Source organism: Lysobacter antibioticus HS124 (assembly GCF_000336385.2).
Taxonomy (GTDB): Bacteria; Pseudomonadota; Gammaproteobacteria; order Xanthomonadales; family Xanthomonadaceae; genus Lysobacter; species Lysobacter firmicutimachus.
Genome location: NZ_HG424611.1, coordinates 1 through 15,963, shown reverse-complemented (window position 1 = coordinate 15,963; position 15,963 = coordinate 1). Strand labels below are relative to the sequence as shown.

Here is a 15,963-nt window from a genome sequence, read left to right as displayed (position 1 = left end):
ATTCGGCGCTCACGCGCCAGCGCTTATAGTGTGCGCCGTTTTCGCCACCGGACCCGCCGCCATGACCGCCTCCTTCCGCCTGTTCGCTCTGTCCCTGCTGTGCCTGGGCGCCGCCGCCTGCGCCACCCACGAAGCCAAGCCCGCCGCCGGCCAGGCCAAGATCGGCATGGCCAACCCCGCCTCGGTCCATTGCACCGAGCAGGGCGGCAAGCTGGAGATCCGCACCGGCAAGGACGGCGGCCAGTACGGTGTGTGCACGCTGCCGGACGGCCGGGTGTGCGAAGAGTGGGCGCTGTTCCGCGACAAGAAGTGCGAACTGCCGGCGGAATAAGCCGACAATCCATCCGGCGGCGCGCCGGGCGAGGCCCGCCCGTTCGGCGCTCGCCCGCGCCGGCTCCGACGGCGCCGGTGCACGCTTCGATGAGTCCCGTTTCGATGAGGCTTCACGGACGCCCGTTTGGATGCGGCCCGTTTCGATAAGGCGCCGGGCGCAGCGCCCGGATCAGGATTCGTGCTGCTTGGCGCAGGCCATGACGTGGTTGTGGTCGCTGGACATGCAGCGATAGAAGGCTTGGCGCGCACCCGTGGCCGCCTGGCAATCCTGCGCCGACACGCCGTCGCGGAAGGCCCTGAGCTTGGCCGCGGTGGCGTCGAACCGGGTCTGCGGCAGATAGCCGTCGCGCACGTTCTTCTCGCCGACTTCGAGCATGGTGTCCAGACCGTAGCGCGCGTTCACGACGGCGCGCGCGCAGTCCAGTTCGGCCGCTTGCTCCTGCACCTGCAGCAACTGCCCGGCGACCTGTTCGGCCAGCTCGCGCACAGGCGCGGGCAGCGGGCGTGTGGGGACCTTCGCACTGGGCGCGACGGTGGTGTGGGCGGGTACCGGGACCGTAGCGGCGGTTGTCGTCAACGCCAGCGCGATCGCGCAGTACTTCCATGCATGGCGGCACATCGTGTTTCCCCCTCGCTTCTGCTGCGGCAGCGGTCGCGACCGGGGCCGCGACGCTGCCGCAGCGTCGCAAGGAGTATAGCCAGGGCGCACCGCGGCGAATTCGCATATTGGCTTGGCGGAGCGTGCGGGCTATCTTGCCCCAAGCAGTAGGGGATGAGGGGCGAAAGGGACGATGAGTAATCCAGAGATGGCGCTGCTCGGGAACGACGGCCCGAACGACGCGGTCGCCGCATTCGCCGATTGCGCCCGACGTTACTGCAACTGGGCTCGCGAGCGGATGGCCGACGCGAGCGATGAGGTGGATACCGCCTTGGCGCTGCTGTCGGAGCTGAATTTTCGGGCTCTGGCCTTGCCGCACGCGGAATGGCAGGACAACCCCGAAGATTCGGAGCGTAGCGAATGGGAGGCCGTGCTCAGGCGCTTCGCCGCTTTACCGTTCCAACTCTACGAACTGCCTGCGAGTCCCGCTGCGCTGGAGTGGGCCGGAGAGGTCGGCGATTTGCAGGACGACCTGGCCGATATTTGGCGAGACCTGCATTCAGGCCTGAATCTGTTCGATCGCGGACAGCCCGGAGCTGCGGCCTACTTCTGGCGCAGTTTTTACTGGGGGCATTGGGGGCGCCATGCCAACGCCGCGTTGTATGCACTGCATACCTGGGTCGCGGACCGGTGCTGCGAATGAGCGATCGGGATCGACGGGCGGGCAGGGCGATGTTCGGCTTGACGGCAGTTGTCGGCCGCCGATGATCCGGGTTGTGGCTGGCGGCGTTGTTGCTCGGGCAGGGCTGCGATCGTTCGCCGCAGCCGGCCCCAACGCCCGCCGCACGCCCGGCCAGCGACGCCAATGCGACCTGGATGGCGGCCGCGCGCCGCCACCGCACCGAGCACTACCTGATCGCCACCACCGCGACGCCGGAGCAGGCGTCGCGGGTCGGCGTCGCGGTCGAGCAACTGCACCGCGCCTATCGCAGCCACTTCGCCGGCCACCTCGACGCGGACCAGCCGGGCGCACCGCTGAACCTGGTGTTGTACCGCGACCGGCCGGAATTCGTCGCTCACAACCGCAGCCATTCCTGGGCCGAGGCCTATTACCGTCCGCCGTATTGCTACGCCTACTACGCCGGCGGGCGGGAGAACACCTATCACTGGATGTTGCACGAGGCCACCCATCAGCTCAATGGCGAAGTCGCCGGTTGGACCCGCTTGCCGAAGTGGATCAACGAAGGCGTGGCCAGCTACTTCGGCGCCAGCCGGATCGAGGGCGGGCAACTGGCGCCGGGTACGATCGACCCGAACGCGTATCCGATCTGGTGGCTGACCGACACGCCGTTCAGCGGCAATCTGCAACGCGATATCGCCGAGCAGCGGGTGATCGGGCTGCGCCGGCTGATGACCGACACCGGGCCGGACGTCCGCGTGCATCTGAACCTGTACTACATCGAGTACTGGAGCCTCACTCATTTCCTGTTCCACGGCCAGGACGGGCGCTACGCCGATGCCTATCGGCGTCTGATCGCCGCCGGCGGCGACGACCTGGCCGAGTTCGAGCGCCGCATCGGGCCGGTGGAGAGGATCGAGCGCGAGTGGTACAGCTATCTGCAATGGTTGCAGGCCGAACAGGCGATCGTCGAAAACCCGGCCTTGCTGGCGTCGCCGGCCGCGGGCGGCTGAACGGCGCCGAGCCGGCCCATCGCGTACGCGACCGCCGCGCGCGCAGCGGCTAGGATGCGGGACTGCCTTCGTACGGACCGGCGCATGGCCCACACCCGCATCAACCTCGGCTCGCTCAAGGCGTTCGAAGCCGCCGCGCGCGCGCTCAGCCTGACCCGCGCCGCCGAAGAGCTCAACGTCACCCAGGCCGCGGTCAGTCAGCAGGTGCGGCAGTTGGAGGCCCAACTCGGGGTCGATCTGTTCCGGCGCCTGCCGCGCGGCCTGGCGCTGACCGACGAGGCGTTGGGATTGCTGCCGGCGATCCAGGAAGCCTTCGACCGCATCGAGGGCGCGCTGGACCGGGTCGGCAGCGGCAGCGCGGGCGAAGTGGTGCATGTCGGCGCGGTCGGCACCTTCGCCTGCGGTTGGCTGTTGCCGCGGCTGGCGGAGTTCGCGCGCCGGCATCCCGGCGTGGACGTGCGCCTGAGCACTCACAACAACCGCGTCGACCCGGCCGGCGAAGGCCTGGACTACGCGATCCGCTACGGCCGCGGCACCTGGCCCGGCATGGAGAGCCGGTTCCTGATGGGGGCGCCGCTGACCCCGCTGTGCACGCCGGCGATCGCCGCGCAGTTGCGCACGCCGGCCGACCTGGCGCGCTTCCCTCTGCTGCGCTCGTACTTCGTCGACGACTGGCGCTTGTGGTTCGAAGCCGCGCAGACCGTGCTGCCGGGACCGGTCAACGGCCCGATCTTCGATTCCTCGCTGACCATGGTGCAATGCGCCCTGCAGGGCCACGGCATCGCCCTGGCGCCGTTGGCGATGTTCGCCGCCGAACGGGCCGAGGGCCGGTTGTTGCAGCCGTTCGCGGTCGAACTCGATGCCGGCGGCTATTGGCTCACCCGGCTCGCCTTGAAACCGGCCGGCGCCGGCGCGCGCGCGTTCGCCGAGTGGCTGCATAGCGAGTGCGCAGCGGCGCCGTAGCGCGGCGCCGCCGGCCGCGGAAGCCCGCGGCCGCACGCATCTTCCTGCGTGCCTGCCGTCAATTCAGCGCTTCGTGCCGCGTTTGGACGGTTTCGGCGTCGTATTCGAAGCTTCGGGAGGCAAGGTCCGCCTGATCAGCCAAAGCATCGCCGCCCGCACCCGGGCCGGATCGGCGCCGGCGTCGATCTCGAGCGCGGCGCGGTCGAATGCGGCGGAGAGCAGGGCGGCGAGGGCGTCGATCGGCGCCTGCGCCGGGTCCATCGCTGCGCTCAGTCCCTGGCGCAAGCTGTCGGCGGCGTGGCGACGGTCGATCGCATCGATTTCGGCGTGGCCGAGCGCGGCCGGGCCTTCGATCAACAGCAGCCGGGTGCGGCCAGGCGCGGTCATCGCACGCAGATAGGCTTCGGCCCCGGCGATCAGGGCCTGGTCCGGCGGCAACGCGGCCGGGCTTGCCGCCTCTATTTCGCCGGCCACGGCTTCGGCTTCGCGCAGCAGCACGTGACGGAACAGATCGCGCTTGTCCGCGAAGTGGTGATAGAGCGCGCCGCGGGTGGTGCCCGCGGCGGCGGAGACGTCCGGGGTCGAGGTGTCGCCGTAGCCGCGCTCGACGAACAGCGCGCGTGCGGCGTCCATCAGCGCCTGGCGGGTGGCGTCGGTGCGCTCGCGATTGCTGCGCGGAGCACGGGCAGGGGGTGTTGGCATACATACAGCCTGTATGTTAATTTGGATTTGCATACAGACTGTATGTCAAAAAACCAGAGGACGCACCGGCATGAAAGTGACCAGCTACTACCCCGTGATCATGACCCACGACGTCGCCGGCACCGCCGCCTTCTACCGCGACCACTTCGGCTTCGTCGCGCTGTTCACCGCCGACTGGTACGTGCATCTGCAGTCGGCGCAGGACCCGTCGATCAACCTGGCCGTGCTCGACGGCCGCCACCACACCATTCCCGAATCCGGTCGCGGCCGGGTCGGCGGCCTGTTGTTGAACTTCGAGGTCGAAGACGTCGATGCGGCGCACGAACGCCTGAGCGCAGCCGGCCTGCCGGTGCTGTTGAGCCTGCGCGACGAGGCCTTCGGCCAGCGCCACTTCATCACCGCCGACCCCAACGGCGTGCTGATCGACATCATCAAGCCGATTCCGCCCAGCGGCGAATTCGTCGAGCAGTACGAGGCGAGCGCGCTGCCGGTGGCGTGACGGACGCCGGCAGGCCGCAGGATCGGCGTGGGCCGCAGCCGCCGGAGCGGCGACGTTCGGGCGCGGGCGTCGGCGAGAGCGTTTGCGCTGCTTGCCAGTTCGTCGAGGCATGCGCGGCTGCTACGGAGGGCGGACAGAACGCCCTTCGCGCGATCATTCGATCAAGCCCGAGCTCTGCGCCGCGTCCGGGTCGGCGAAGATCGCCATCGCGGTGCGCATGGGGCGGAAGCCGAGCTTGCGGTAGAAACCTTCCTTGCCGGGCTGGGCGTAGAGCAGGATCTTGCGGTGGCCCTGGGCGCTCGCGACCAGGCGTTCGACCACTTGCTGGCCCAGGCCGCGGCCCTGGTAGTCCGGGTGGACCACGATGTCGGCCAGGTAGGCGCAGTCGCGGCCGTCGGCGAGGGCGCGGCCGGCGGCGATCAGGCGGCCCTGGTCGTACAGCAGCGCCGCGTGCCGGCTGGCGCCGTAGACCGCGCGCAGGTGTTCGGGGGATTTGGTCCCCAGCGGCGCGATCCGATACAGCTCGGACAATGCCTCCCAGTCGAGGCCGTCGGTGTCGTGGCTCCATTGCATGGTCGTGCTCCGTTGGCGATGGGCTCAGCCTAGGCCGGCGCCGGCACGCCGAGGGGGCCAGTTCGCGCGGGTTCGCGGGTGCCAGGCCATGCCCCGGCTTCACGCGTCGCGCCCGCTGCCGTTGTGACGGGTGCGGCGGCGCGATTTCCGTGCCGCGGCGCCTATGCGAGGACACCGCGATGAGCGATACGTTCGAACAAACCTGCGATTACTGCGGAGCCAAGTTCCGGGTCGATGTGCCCCACCAGGAAGGGCACGATTCGCTGGAGGAGTACTACTGCCCGGACTGCCACAAGGAATTCAAGACCCGGGCCGCCTACACGCCCACGGTCACCCGGATCAGCGGCCGCACCGACGGCCGCACCGACCAGTACGACAACCGCGCCTGAGCGGCCCGGCGCGCCGGCCGCGCTGCGCCGGCGCGCCTATTTCAACACCGGCGGGTACTTCTCGCCGTACTCCAGTGCGGTATCCAGGCGCGTGGTCAGCTTGATCGGGCAGTTGTAATAGTCCGAATGCGCGCACAGGAAGGCATACAGGGTGTTCAGATTGAACCGCATCGCCGCCGGCGGCTGGCCCTTGGCGAAGCGGGCTTCCAGCACGCGGCCGCCGCCGTAGCTGGTCTTGGCCGAGGTCCGGTCGGTCAGGAACAGCAGCACGGCATCGATCTTGGCCCAGTCCTTTTCCTTGTGGTAGGCGCGCAGGCGGTAAGTCTTGCCGCGCAGCGGCAGGTCGACGTCGCCGACCCAGTACATCAGCCCGGTGTGGTTGCGCGAATCGAGGTGGCTGACGCCGACCGGCACCGGCTTGCGCTGGAACTTGCCCTCGACCACGCCGCTGGCGTCGTAGGGGAAAAAGCTGAGTTCGCGAAAGCGCTGTTGCGACAGGGCCGGGTTGTACAGCCAAGCCTTGATCGAATCCTCGTAGACGGTGGCGCGCACGATCAGGCCGTTGCCCAGCGCCTGTTGCTGCTCGGGCGCGCGCAACAGATCGACCGGCTCGCGCCCCGGCGCGTGCAGCCAGGCCCGGCCGTCGCGATATTCCAGCCGCGTCGTGGCCTCCGGCTTGCCCGCATCGGCGCCCCAGCGCGCGTCGGCGGGCCGGGCGGCGGCGACCAGGCGCGCGCTCTTGCCGGGCGCGATCACGGTCGCATCCTGGATCGCGTACATGCCGGTCGGGCCGCCGGCATGCCGGTTCATCGCCTCGCGGAAAGCGTCGTACTCCTGGCGCGGGTCGGCGGAGGCGCTGGCGCCGAGCAGCAGGGCGAGCACGGGGGGCAGCCACAAACGCATGGTTCGGTCCTCGTTGGAGGCGCTCGCTGCGGCGCGGCCGCCCGATGTAGCGGCCGCGTCGCAGGCGCATGCCGGCTCAGGCCGCCGCGCGGCGCAGTTCGGCCAAGTCGATCTTCTTCATTTTCAGCATCGCCTGGGTGGCGCGCTGGGCGCGGCCGGGATCGGGATCGCCGATCAGCCGGATCAACTCTTCCGGCACCACTTGCCAGGACAGGCCGTAACGGTCCTTGAGCCAGCCGCATTGCTGCGCGCGCGGGTCGCCGCCGGCGCTCAGCCGCTCCCAGTAGCGGTCGACCTCGTCCTGCGAGCGGCAGTTGACCACCAGCGAGACGGCTTCGTTGAACTTGAAGTGCGGGCCGCCGTTGAGCGCGGTGAACGCCTGGCCGTCGAGCTCGAAGGCGATGGTCATGATCGCGCCCTCCGCTTGTCCGGACACTTGCGCGCTGGCGCGGTCGTAGCGGGTCTCGCCCACGATGCGCGAACGCTCGAAGGTGTCGAGGTAGTAGTGCACCGCCTCTTCGGCCTGCCGGTCGAACCAGAGAAACGGGGTGATGCGTTGGAAGCGGTCGGTCATGGCGATGCTCCGTGCGAGGGGGAGGCAACCGGGTCACGCTAGCGCATCGGCGCGGAGGCGGGCTGTCCGATTGTCGTGTATTCGACGAACGGGACGGCGCGGGATCGACGCGCGCGGACGCCGTCCGACCGGCGGAGGCCCTCTCAGAGTGGGCGCCCGCGCACGTTTCGCGACATTGGCCCACGGTCGCCTGTCCTCCGCTTTCGACCCGGGGGCGTTAGCTCAGGGGGAATCCCGCCTGCCGAAGAGTCCGTCATGCCCCTGCCGTTGTCTCCCGCCGAACTGGCCTGGTACGTCACCGGCCGCTTCTATCGCCGTGCCGACGGTTTGTTGGCCGATTACGGCTATTTTCTGCATCTGTCCGGGATCGACGCGCCGTTGTTCGCCGGCAAGGTGGCCGAGGGCAACGCCTACTTCACGTTCGCCGCGCAACCGTTCCGGTCCGGCAGCGCGGTCAATGGCGCCTTGCAACTGGGCCTGGACCGGGTCGGCGAGTTTTCGGTCTATCTGCAGCGCGAGCCCGCCGGCGACTTCGACGATCCGGCTTCGTTCGCGCGCGGCGAACGCATCGCCGTGTTCCGCCGCACCGGGCTGGTGGTCGGCACCACGGTCGAGGCCAGCCTCGGCGGTGCGCCGGGCGCGGTGTTCGCCGACAACGTGTTCAGCGCACGCCTGATCGAAAGCCGGCCGTTCCGTTTCGGCGGACACAGCTACGACCTGGCCGAGATTCTCGGCCGCGGCGTGACCCAGTTCGGCACCGCCGCCAACGTGCCGGTGCCGGTACCGATCACGCCCGCGCCGCCGCATTACGACCTGATCCTGCCGTTCACCGGTTCGGCGATCGCGCTGGCGCGGACGTGAGGGGAATGCTCCGATGCCGCAACTTTCGGTTGCTCTTGAATGCGAACCGCGACGGCACTCACCATGAACGCCGTCCCCGGGCCCGCCGTTTGCGGTCACGACGCCCGCGCGGACTCGTCTTGCCGAGCAAGGCGCTACGACGCAATGCGGAGATAGGCGATGGTGCGGCATCGAATCCAGGTCGGCGACACCACCAGCGGCGGCGGCAGCGTCGTCGCCGGCGCGCCGGCGCAATCCCCGGGCGGGCCCAGTTGGGCCCGGGTCGGCGACGCAGTGCAGTGCGGCGTGCACGGCGCGACCACCGTCGCCACCGGCGATGCGCAACTGCGCATCGACGGCCGTGCGGTGGCCCGCCACGGCGACTTCTGCGCCTGCGGCTGCATCCTGATCTCGCAGCGGCAGATCCGCTCGATCATCGAGCACGGCCGCGGCTTCGCGGTCGAGCATGAGACCGGCGTCCCGGATTGAGCCCGGCCCGGCTAGACTGCGCGCCATCGCAACCGGCAGGCGACGCGGTCGGGCATGGACCTGGCTCTATTCGATTTCGACGGCACGATCACTTACGACGAAACCTTCCCCGGCTTCGTCCGCGCCACCGTCGGCCGCCGCCGCCTGGCCCTGGGCCAGGTGCTGATGGCGCCGTACGGCATCGGCTACAAGCTCGGCCTGATGTCCGGCGCGACGGTGCGCCGGCGCATCGTCGCCTTCGGCTATCGCGGCCGCAGCGAGCAGGCGGTGCGCGAGGCCGGCGCGCGCTACGTGCGCGAGGTGGTGGCGCAGCGGTTGCGGCCGGAGGCGCTGCAGCGCATCGCCTGGCACCGCGAGCGCGGCGACCGCGTGGTGGTGGTGACGGCATCGCTGGACCTGTTCGTCGCGCCCTGGTGCGAGGACCAGGGCCTGGAACTGATCAGCTCGCATCTGGAGGCCGAACGCGGCGTGCTGACCGGGCGCTACCTGGGCGCGGACTGCTGCGGCGAGGAGAAGCCGCGACGGGTGCGCGAGCGCATCGACCTGAGCGCCTACGGCACGGTGTATGCCTACGGCGACACGGTCGAGGATCTGGCGCTGCTGACGCTGGCCCAGCGCAAGTACTACCGCTGGCAGGAAGTCGCCTGAGCCGCGCCGACGACGCGGCGCGGGATCGCGCTTGACCGCGGTCGCGGTTCGCGACATCCGCCGCCGATGCGTCGGCGCGCGTCGAGGTCCGCGGGAGGCTCGGATCCGCATGCGTTTTCGCCCTTGCCGGGTGCGTTCGGCGGCGATGCATGATCGGCTGCGCATTCGCGGCTTGACCGCAGGCACGCCGGTTCACCGAGGTGACCGAGCGCATAGCCGGCGGCTATGGCAGCCATCGAATCAAACGATTTCAGCCCCGGCCGGCCGCGCACTAGGGTCGACCGGGACGCCTGCGCCCCCGCGACAGCGTCTTCCGCCCAGCACGCCAGTAAGGGAGAACGACATGAGGCAGCGCGAGTCCTCGCGGTTACGTAGGTGGTGGTGGTCGTGCGCGGTCGCGATCGGCGCGTCCGGCATCGCCTTGGCGGCCGATCCGCCGAGCAGTTACGCCCCGGTCGTCATCAAGGAGACCTTCGCTGCGATCAAGGCGCGCATGGAGCGCGACAAGCCCGCGATCGGGCAACGCCAGCGCAGTCTGCTCGAACAGCGCTACGACCTGCGCAATCAACCGGTGCGCGGGCTGACCATGTCCGGCGGCAAACCGGTGCAGGGCGGGGTGCGGGTGCGCCTGCCGGCCGGCGTCAGTTGGGAAGAACTCGGAGCGATGACGCCGGAACAGATCCGCGAGCGCGGCGCGTTCCCGGCCGGTTTCCTGCCGTTGCCGCATCCGAATCACCTCGAAGGCGGCATGTTGTTTCCGCAGTTCCACATCGATGCGGTCAAGCGCGCCGAGCAACGCGACTTGACCCGCTTCGATCTGGACTTCGATCTGCCCGACCACTTCCTGCCGGATTTTCCGGCGCCGATCTATCTGACCACGCGGCCGGACCTGGGCGACGCGTCCCAGGGGCAACTGGTCACGATCAACAACTACTACGAACTGTTCAACGGCGTGTTGAACCCCAAGCAGCTGGAAGGCCTGCGCCTGCTGGTGACGCCGTTCGCCCAGCAGCAGTTCAACCAGACCGAAGACCGTCGCTCGGCCTTGCCCAGCCGCGGCGTGGCTTGCCTGGACTGCCACAGCAACGGCCATACGGTCGCCGCCACCCACCTGGTCGGCGATATCCGGCCGCAGCCGCTGCGCCATCGCATCGATACGCCGACCCTGCGCGGAGTCAACATCCAGCGCCTGTTCGGTTCGCAGCGCGCGCTCAAGTCGGTCGAAGACTTCACCGAGTTCGAACAGCGCGCCGCCTATTTCGACGGCGATCCGGTGATCGCGACCAAGAAGGGCATCAACATCCTCGATCGCGGCCATCAGGTGCACGCGATGGGCGAGTTCCAGGCGCTGTTGGATTTCCCGCCGGCGCCCAAGCTCGACTTGCTGGGGCGGCTGAAACCGGACGCGGGCGAGACCGAGAAGCGCGGCGAGGCCTTGTTCTTCGGCAAGGCGCAATGCTCGGCCTGCCACGCGCCGCCGTACTACACCGACAACAGCATGCATAACCTGCGGGTCGAGCGCTTCTTCAAGCCGCACACCGTCAACGGCCGTTTCGCCAGCGCCGACGGCCCGATCAAGACCTTCCCGCTGCGCGGGATCAAGGACTCGCCGCCGTACCTGCACGACGGCCGGTTGCTCACCCTGGAGGACACGGTGGAGTTCTTCAACGTGGTGCTGCAGACGCGGCTGGAGCCGCAGGAGAAGCAGGACCTGGTCGCGTTCCTGCGCGCGCTCTAGCGCGGCGAGCGTCGACAGCCGGGCCGGAGGCGGTCGATAGGGGGTCGCCGGCACCGGCTGCGACGCTCTGACCGTGAGAACGGCGGCGGGCGGCGGATGTGAAGCCGCGGCCCGTCGGCGACAACGGCGTCAGCGCGCGTAACGCTGCGCGCTGCCGTCGGGGCGTTGCAGTTGCAGTGCGGCGATGCGGCCGGCGCCGTCGCGTTCGAAGCGCACCCGCACGCTGGGATCGTCGCCGAGGCAGTACAGGTCGGCCTGCAGCCGGGTCAGCGGCTGCAGCGGGCGCTTGCCGTTGCGCAGCGCCAATCGCTCGCGGTCGCGTTCGATGCGGATGCGGCCGTAGTCGCCCAGGTAGGACGGATCGTACGCATCGGCCTGCGCCTTGGATTGGGCAGCGCGCAGCGCTTCCAGTGCCCAGCGCGCGTCGTCGGCGTTGGCGCCGGGCAGGCCGCGCGCCAGCACGGCCTCCAGCGCCAGTATCTGCGCCGTGCGCAGGGCCTCGTGCTGCGGCACGGGCACGTCCGGAACGACGCCGCGGCCTTCCCAGTTGCCGCCGGTGATCGGGCTGACCGGCGATCCGTCGGCGACGAAGACGCTGAAGCCGGCGCCGGCATCGCGTTCGCCGCCGGGATTGGCGGCGCCGGCGCTGGTCTCGCCGACCACGACGGCGCGGTCGACGTTGCGCAGGGTATAGGTGAAGGCCTCCGCCGCCGACGCGGTGCGCGAGCTGGTCAGCACGTACAACGGCAGCTCGGTGCGCGGCGCGGGGTAGGCGATCTTGGGCGCTTCGCTGCTGCTGCGCACGGTGTCGCCGTCGCGCCAGCGGAAGCGGTTGTAGACGTCCGCGCCGGGTGTTACGAAGGCGCTGGCCAGATAGCCGACCGCGGACGGCGCGCCGCCGCCGTTGTCGCGCAAGTCGACGATCAGCGCATCGCAGTCGGCGACGAAGGCCAGCGCCGCGTCGAGCGCGCGCCGCGCCGGCGCCAGCGGATCGTCGAAATCGATCTCGGCGAATTCGCGCAGGTCCACGTAGCCCAGATTGCCCGGCAGCAATTCGACCCGGCGCAGGCCGTGGTTGCGCCGGCGCGCGTAGTCGATCGCCCCGGCATCCGGACCCCGCCGCAGGCGCGGCCCAGCCCCGGCCGTCGCGGTGCCGGCCGCCGTGGTGGGCGCGCGCCAGACGACCCGGAAATGGCCGTCGTGCGGCTTGAGCCGCTCGCTCAGGGCGCTGGCCAGATCGCGGGGGGCGCGGTAGCCGTCGAAGGCGCCGCGGCGGTTTTCGCCGCGCAGCGCATCGGCCAGTTCGCGACCGCGTTCGAGGTCGTAGTAATGATCCTGGATGCGCTGCGCGACCGTGTCGACGACCTCGCGCAGCGCGGCCGGCGTCAGCGCGGACGGGGAGGCGGTTTCCGCGGCCGGTTGCGGGGCGGCGGAGGCCTGAGCGCCGACGGGCAGGACGGACAACGCGGACGCGGCAGCCAGCAGCAGGGCGACGCGGAGGCGCGAACGCAATGGCATGGGAGTCTCCGGGGCTGGCGCCGCCGCGGCGGCGACGCGAAAGGGGGCCTAGCCGTAGATGCGTGCCGGCGACGATCGGTCGCAGCGGCGGAGGCGGACACCGCGCCGATGCGCGGGCTATCGTGTCCGGGCCGGCCGCCTGCGGTCGCCGCACCGCGACCGTTGCTTTCGGCACACGCGGAAACGATCACGTTTTTCGAGTCTGGACGGCGTACCGCACCGCATCTCACCGCGCCGTATCGCCCATCGGAACCGGACCGCCGGGACAGGACAGTCGAATGCCGCTCATCAGCTCATCCAGCAGCGCCGGCGCGCAGCCCTGGCTGTGGTTCGCCGCCGGTTTGAACGCCGCTGCCGCCTTGCTCCATGTCGGGGTGATTGTCGGCGGCCCGTCCTGGTATCGCTTTTTCGGCGCCGGCGAGGGCATGGCGCGCATGGCCGAAGCCGGACGGGCCTATCCGGCCGTGCTGACCGCCGGTATCGCCGGCGTGCTCGCGCTGTGGGCGGGCTACGCCCTGTCCGGCGCCGGCGTGTTCGGCGCCTGGCCCCTGCTCAAGCCGGCGTTGTGCACCATCACCGCGATCTATCTGCTGCGCGGGCTGGCGGTGGTGCCGATGGCGCTGGCGTCGGTGCCGCAGCCGGCGACGCCGTTCTGGTACTGGAGTTCGGCGATTTGCCTGGGCATCGGCCTGGTGCATCTGTTCGGCCTGATGGCGGCGTGGCGCACGCTCTAGACCGGCGCGGGACGGATTCTTCGTCGTCCGACACAGGCCGTGCGACCGCGAACGGCTAGGCTGTGCCCCTGTCGATCACGAGGAGCGAGGCATGGACGGCCACGGCATGCGTTTGCAGGACGAACCGGCTATAGGCGCGCGGGCGTTGCGGCGCTGGGGCGCGCGGCTGGCCTTGTTCGGCGCCTGCGTCTGCGCGAGCGCGGCGATCTCGGCGCAGCCGCAAACCGCGGCGCCGGCGCAGGACAGCGAGCGCATCGACTACAGCGAGGTCTGGCCGGACTACCGCCAACGCCAGTCGCGCCTGCCGCTGCGCTACGAGAGCCTCGGCAGCACCGCGCTGGACGGGGTCGAAAAGCGCAGCTACCGCTTGATCTCGCAGCGCTGGCCGGAGAACGGCGGCGCCGTGCCGAGCGAGTGGACGCATCGGGTCGACCTTTACCTGCCGGCGGTCGCGCGGCCCAAGACCGCCTTGCTGGTGATCAACAACGGCATCAACACCGCCGGCGGCAGCGATCCGGTGCGGCCGCCGGGCGATTTCGACGAGGCCCTGGCGCTGGAAGTCGCCCGCACCACCCAGACCATCGTGGTGTCGGTGTCGGACCTGCCGAACCAGTACCTGACCCTGCCCGGCGACAGCGTGGCGCGCAAGGAAGACGTGCTGGTCGCGGCGACCTGGCGCCGTTTTCTCGATGCGCCGGCGGCCCATGCGACCTTGCCGCTGCACGTGCCGATGGCCGAGGGCGCGGTACGGGCGATGGACTTGGCCGAGCGCGAACTGCGCGCCTGGAGAGTGCGTTCGTTCGTGATCACCGGCGCGTCCAAGCGCGCCTGGGCGGCATGGCTGACCGCAGTGGCCGACCCGCGGGCGGAGGCGCTGGTGTCGTACGTGATCGACTTGCGCATCGCCGAGCTGATGCAGCACATCAACCGCGTCTACGGCGGCGGCTGGCCGATCGCCTTGCTGCCGTACCACCAGGAGGGCATCACCGCGCGCTATCGCGAACCGGCCTTCGCCCGGATGATGCAGGTCGAAGACGCCTACCGGTATCTCGCCACGCGCCACCGCCACCGTCTGCGCCTGCCGAAGTACCTGATCAGCGCCAGCGGCGACGATTTCTTTCCGCCCGACGCGCAGCGCCTGTACGTGGACGCGCTGCCCGGTACGACCGCCTTGCGCGCGGCGCCCAACGCCGATCACGGCGGCGTGCGCCGGCACATGCGCGAGACCCTGATTCCGGCCTTGCAGCGCTTCCACCGCGGCACCGCGCTGCCGCAGGTACGCGCCGCGCTGCGCCGCGACGACGACGGCCTGCGCCTGAGCGCGCAGGCCAGCGAGCGGCCGGTGTCGGCGACGCTGTGGCAGGCCGACAATCCGACCGGACGCGATTTCCGCTACGCCTGCGGCATCCGCTATCGCGACAGCGCGCTGGCGCTGCGCCGCAACCGGGCCGAAGTGCCGCTGGCGGCGCCGCCGGCCGGCGGCTGGTCGGCGGCCTTCGTCGAGTTCCGCTTCGCCGACGGCTTCGTCGCCACCACGCCGGTGTACGTGTATCCGGAGGAACGCTATCCGGATCGGCCGCCGGCGAACGGCACCGGAGCGTGCCTGACGATTCCGCAGTAGCGCAGAACGCAGGAATGGGCGGCGCGGGCGGCTGCGCAGGCTTCTTGGGTTTCCCGTACCTGAAAGACCCGGCCGCGCTTCGCTGTCCCGGTCGGCGAGGCGACCGGCGCAACCGGCCGGCCACTGCCGGTCTCGCGGCGCCTGGGCGTGTGTTCCCTGCGGTTGCGGCCGGCAAGCCATATTGAGACTTGCATCGCATTTGCGCTCGCCCCCAGGCTTCTCCGGCGCGAGGTGCGCGGTATAACTCGCCCGGGGGCGGTCCAGGCCCGGCCGGTGACGGGCCGTACTCGCTGCACGAGGTGATGCGATGAATGCTGGCGTCGCGCGCGGTCGCAACCGCCGTCCCTCCATCCTGCTGCCGTTGCTGGCCCTGGCCTTGTCCGCCTGCGGTGCCGATCCGGCCGGGCGCGAGGCCGCGGCCAAGCCGGCCGCCGCCGGCCAGCCGATCGACCGGGTCGAAACCGCGCAGCGCCTCAATGCGATGCGCGGCCAGGCCATGGCCGGCGACCAGGCCGCCTTGCAGCAAAGCGTGGCCGAACTGGACCGCGACCTGCGCCGGGCGGTGCGGCTGGTCGATCCGGAGCGCAAGATCGATCGCGAAAACGCCCGCGTTGCCGCCAAGAGCGTGACCGGGGTGCGTTCGGCGGTGTGGGTCGACGACGAGAACCTGCTCGCCATCGTCGACCACAACGCGCAGCGCAGCTACGGCACCATCGATGCGATCTGCACCCGCCTGGAGCCGATGGGCGACACCCTCGGAGTGGTGGTCAACCTGCAGAGCGGCGCGGCGCGCAACGGCGACGAGTTGGAGATCCTCAGCCGCAACTGCGAACTGCCGCCGGGCGAGCGCGCCGTGGCTCAGTCCCACCGCCAGATCGACGTACTGCCGCCGCAGGTGCGGGCTCAACACCGCGCCAACGCCGACGCCGCCCTGGCCGGCCGCGACCGCAGCGCCGAACGCGAGGAGAGCGAACGCATCATCCAGGCCAGCACCCCGGAGATGTAGCCCGCCGGCGCAGCCTCCGCCCACCAGTCCCCGCCCGAGCGCCCAGAAGCCTGCCACTCGGCAAAGAGCGGCCGGAAGGATGCGCTTTCCCCAACTCCCAACTCCCAACTCCCAACTCCCAACTCCCAACTCCCAACTCCCAA

The 15,963-nt window shown here is 70.3% G+C and carries 19 protein-coding genes; 13 read left to right on the top strand and 6 right to left on the bottom strand.

All coding sequences use genetic code 11. The features are described from left to right. Positions 1 to 61 precede the first annotated feature (61 nt). A complete protein-coding gene (locus TX83_RS21640) occupies positions 62 to 331 on the top strand; it encodes a putative hemolysin (RefSeq protein ID WP_064750051.1) in 270 nt (89 codons plus the stop codon). Between the two features lie 171 nt (positions 332 to 502). On the opposite strand, the gene TX83_RS21635 is transcribed toward TX83_RS21640, so the two are convergent. After that, positions 503 to 952, bottom strand: coding sequence for a hypothetical protein (locus TX83_RS21635; protein WP_141233632.1), 450 nt, complete (start codon positions 950 to 952; stop codon positions 503 to 505). A 172-nt stretch (positions 953 to 1,124) separates the two neighbouring features. On the opposite strand from TX83_RS21635, the gene TX83_RS21630 reads away from it, so the two are divergent. The 3 genes from TX83_RS21630 to TX83_RS21620 all read left to right on the top strand — a co-directional run bounded on the left by TX83_RS21630 (position 1,125) and on the right by TX83_RS21620 (position 3,586). Then, positions 1,125 to 1,634, top strand: coding sequence for a DUF5063 domain-containing protein (locus tag TX83_RS21630; protein WP_079248379.1), 510 nt, complete (start codon positions 1,125 to 1,127; stop codon positions 1,632 to 1,634). Positions 1,635 to 1,807: 173 nt separating this feature from the next. Next, positions 1,808 to 2,623, top strand: a complete 816-nt coding sequence (locus TX83_RS21625; protein WP_141233631.1) for a DUF1570 domain-containing protein — start codon at positions 1,808 to 1,810, stop codon at positions 2,621 to 2,623. Positions 2,624 to 2,707: 84 nt separating this feature from the next. Further along, entirely contained in the window at positions 2,708 to 3,586 is an 879-nt protein-coding gene (locus tag TX83_RS21620; protein WP_064750047.1) for a LysR family transcriptional regulator, read from the top strand. Between the two features lie 63 nt (positions 3,587 to 3,649). Here the strand turns inward: TX83_RS21620 and TX83_RS21615 are convergent, their stop codons facing one another. Further along, positions 3,650 to 4,288, bottom strand: coding sequence for a TetR/AcrR family transcriptional regulator (locus tag TX83_RS21615; protein ID WP_064750046.1), 639 nt, complete (start codon positions 4,286 to 4,288; stop codon positions 3,650 to 3,652). A gap of 70 nt (positions 4,289 to 4,358) precedes the next feature. Here TX83_RS21615 and TX83_RS21610 point away from each other — a divergent pair, with 70 nt between their 5' ends. Then, positions 4,359 to 4,787 carry a VOC family protein gene (locus TX83_RS21610; protein WP_064750045.1) on the top strand — a complete coding sequence of 143 codons (429 nt, stop codon included), beginning with the start codon at positions 4,359 to 4,361 and terminating at the stop codon, positions 4,785 to 4,787. A gap of 153 nt (positions 4,788 to 4,940) precedes the next feature. Here TX83_RS21610 and TX83_RS21605 read toward each other — a convergent pair whose 3' ends face one another. Next, on the bottom strand, positions 4,941 to 5,360 hold the full coding sequence (locus TX83_RS21605; protein WP_064750044.1) for a GNAT family N-acetyltransferase: 420 nt from the start codon (positions 5,358 to 5,360) through the stop codon (positions 4,941 to 4,943). Positions 5,361 to 5,539: 179 nt separating this feature from the next. On the opposite strand from TX83_RS21605, the gene TX83_RS21600 reads away from it, so the two are divergent. Continuing rightward, complete coding sequence (locus tag TX83_RS21600; RefSeq protein WP_064750043.1) at positions 5,540 to 5,749, top strand: hypothetical protein; 210 nt, start codon at positions 5,540 to 5,542, stop codon at positions 5,747 to 5,749. A 36-nt stretch (positions 5,750 to 5,785) separates the two neighbouring features. Here the strand turns inward: TX83_RS21600 and TX83_RS21595 are convergent, their stop codons facing one another. Further along, positions 5,786 to 6,652, bottom strand: coding sequence for a DUF1684 domain-containing protein (locus TX83_RS21595; RefSeq protein WP_064750042.1), 867 nt, complete (start codon positions 6,650 to 6,652; stop codon positions 5,786 to 5,788). A gap of 76 nt (positions 6,653 to 6,728) precedes the next feature. Next, positions 6,729 to 7,226 carry a VOC family protein gene (locus TX83_RS21590; RefSeq protein ID WP_064750041.1) on the bottom strand — a complete coding sequence of 166 codons (498 nt, stop codon included), beginning with the start codon at positions 7,224 to 7,226 and terminating at the stop codon, positions 6,729 to 6,731. A gap of 255 nt (positions 7,227 to 7,481) precedes the next feature. Here TX83_RS21590 and TX83_RS21585 point away from each other — a divergent pair, with 255 nt between their 5' ends. The 4 genes from TX83_RS21585 (at position 7,482) to TX83_RS21570 (ending at position 10,941) form a co-directional block, all read left to right on the top strand. Further along, entirely contained in the window at positions 7,482 to 8,087 is a 606-nt protein-coding gene (locus TX83_RS21585; protein WP_064750040.1) for a hypothetical protein, read from the top strand. Positions 8,088 to 8,246: 159 nt separating this feature from the next. Then, positions 8,247 to 8,555, top strand: coding sequence for a PAAR domain-containing protein (locus TX83_RS21580; protein ID WP_075575308.1), 309 nt, complete (start codon positions 8,247 to 8,249; stop codon positions 8,553 to 8,555). 54 nt (positions 8,556 to 8,609) lie between these two features. Next, positions 8,610 to 9,203: an HAD family hydrolase gene (locus TX83_RS21575; RefSeq protein WP_064750039.1), complete on the top strand. Its 594-nt coding sequence runs from the start codon at positions 8,610 to 8,612 to the stop codon at positions 9,201 to 9,203. A gap of 343 nt (positions 9,204 to 9,546) precedes the next feature. Further along, complete coding sequence (locus TX83_RS21570) at positions 9,547 to 10,941, top strand: hypothetical protein (protein WP_064750038.1); 1,395 nt, start codon at positions 9,547 to 9,549, stop codon at positions 10,939 to 10,941. Positions 10,942 to 11,070: 129 nt separating this feature from the next. Here TX83_RS21570 and TX83_RS21565 read toward each other — a convergent pair whose 3' ends face one another. After that, on the bottom strand, positions 11,071 to 12,459 hold the full coding sequence (locus tag TX83_RS21565) for a S41 family peptidase (protein WP_087960776.1): 1,389 nt from the start codon (positions 12,457 to 12,459) through the stop codon (positions 11,071 to 11,073). 278 nt (positions 12,460 to 12,737) lie between these two features. Between TX83_RS21565 and TX83_RS21560 the strand changes: the two genes are divergently transcribed. From TX83_RS21560 to TX83_RS21550, 3 genes are all read left to right on the top strand, one after another. Next, positions 12,738 to 13,193 carry a hypothetical protein gene (locus tag TX83_RS21560; protein ID WP_064750036.1) on the top strand — a complete coding sequence of 152 codons (456 nt, stop codon included), beginning with the start codon at positions 12,738 to 12,740 and terminating at the stop codon, positions 13,191 to 13,193. A gap of 91 nt (positions 13,194 to 13,284) precedes the next feature. Further along, positions 13,285 to 14,814, top strand: coding sequence for a PhoPQ-activated pathogenicity-related family protein (locus tag TX83_RS21555; protein WP_064750035.1), 1,530 nt, complete (start codon positions 13,285 to 13,287; stop codon positions 14,812 to 14,814). Positions 14,815 to 15,121: 307 nt separating this feature from the next. Then, complete coding sequence (locus tag TX83_RS21550; protein WP_064750034.1) at positions 15,122 to 15,820, top strand: hypothetical protein; 699 nt, start codon at positions 15,122 to 15,124, stop codon at positions 15,818 to 15,820. The last annotated feature ends 143 nt before the right edge of the window (positions 15,821 to 15,963 follow it).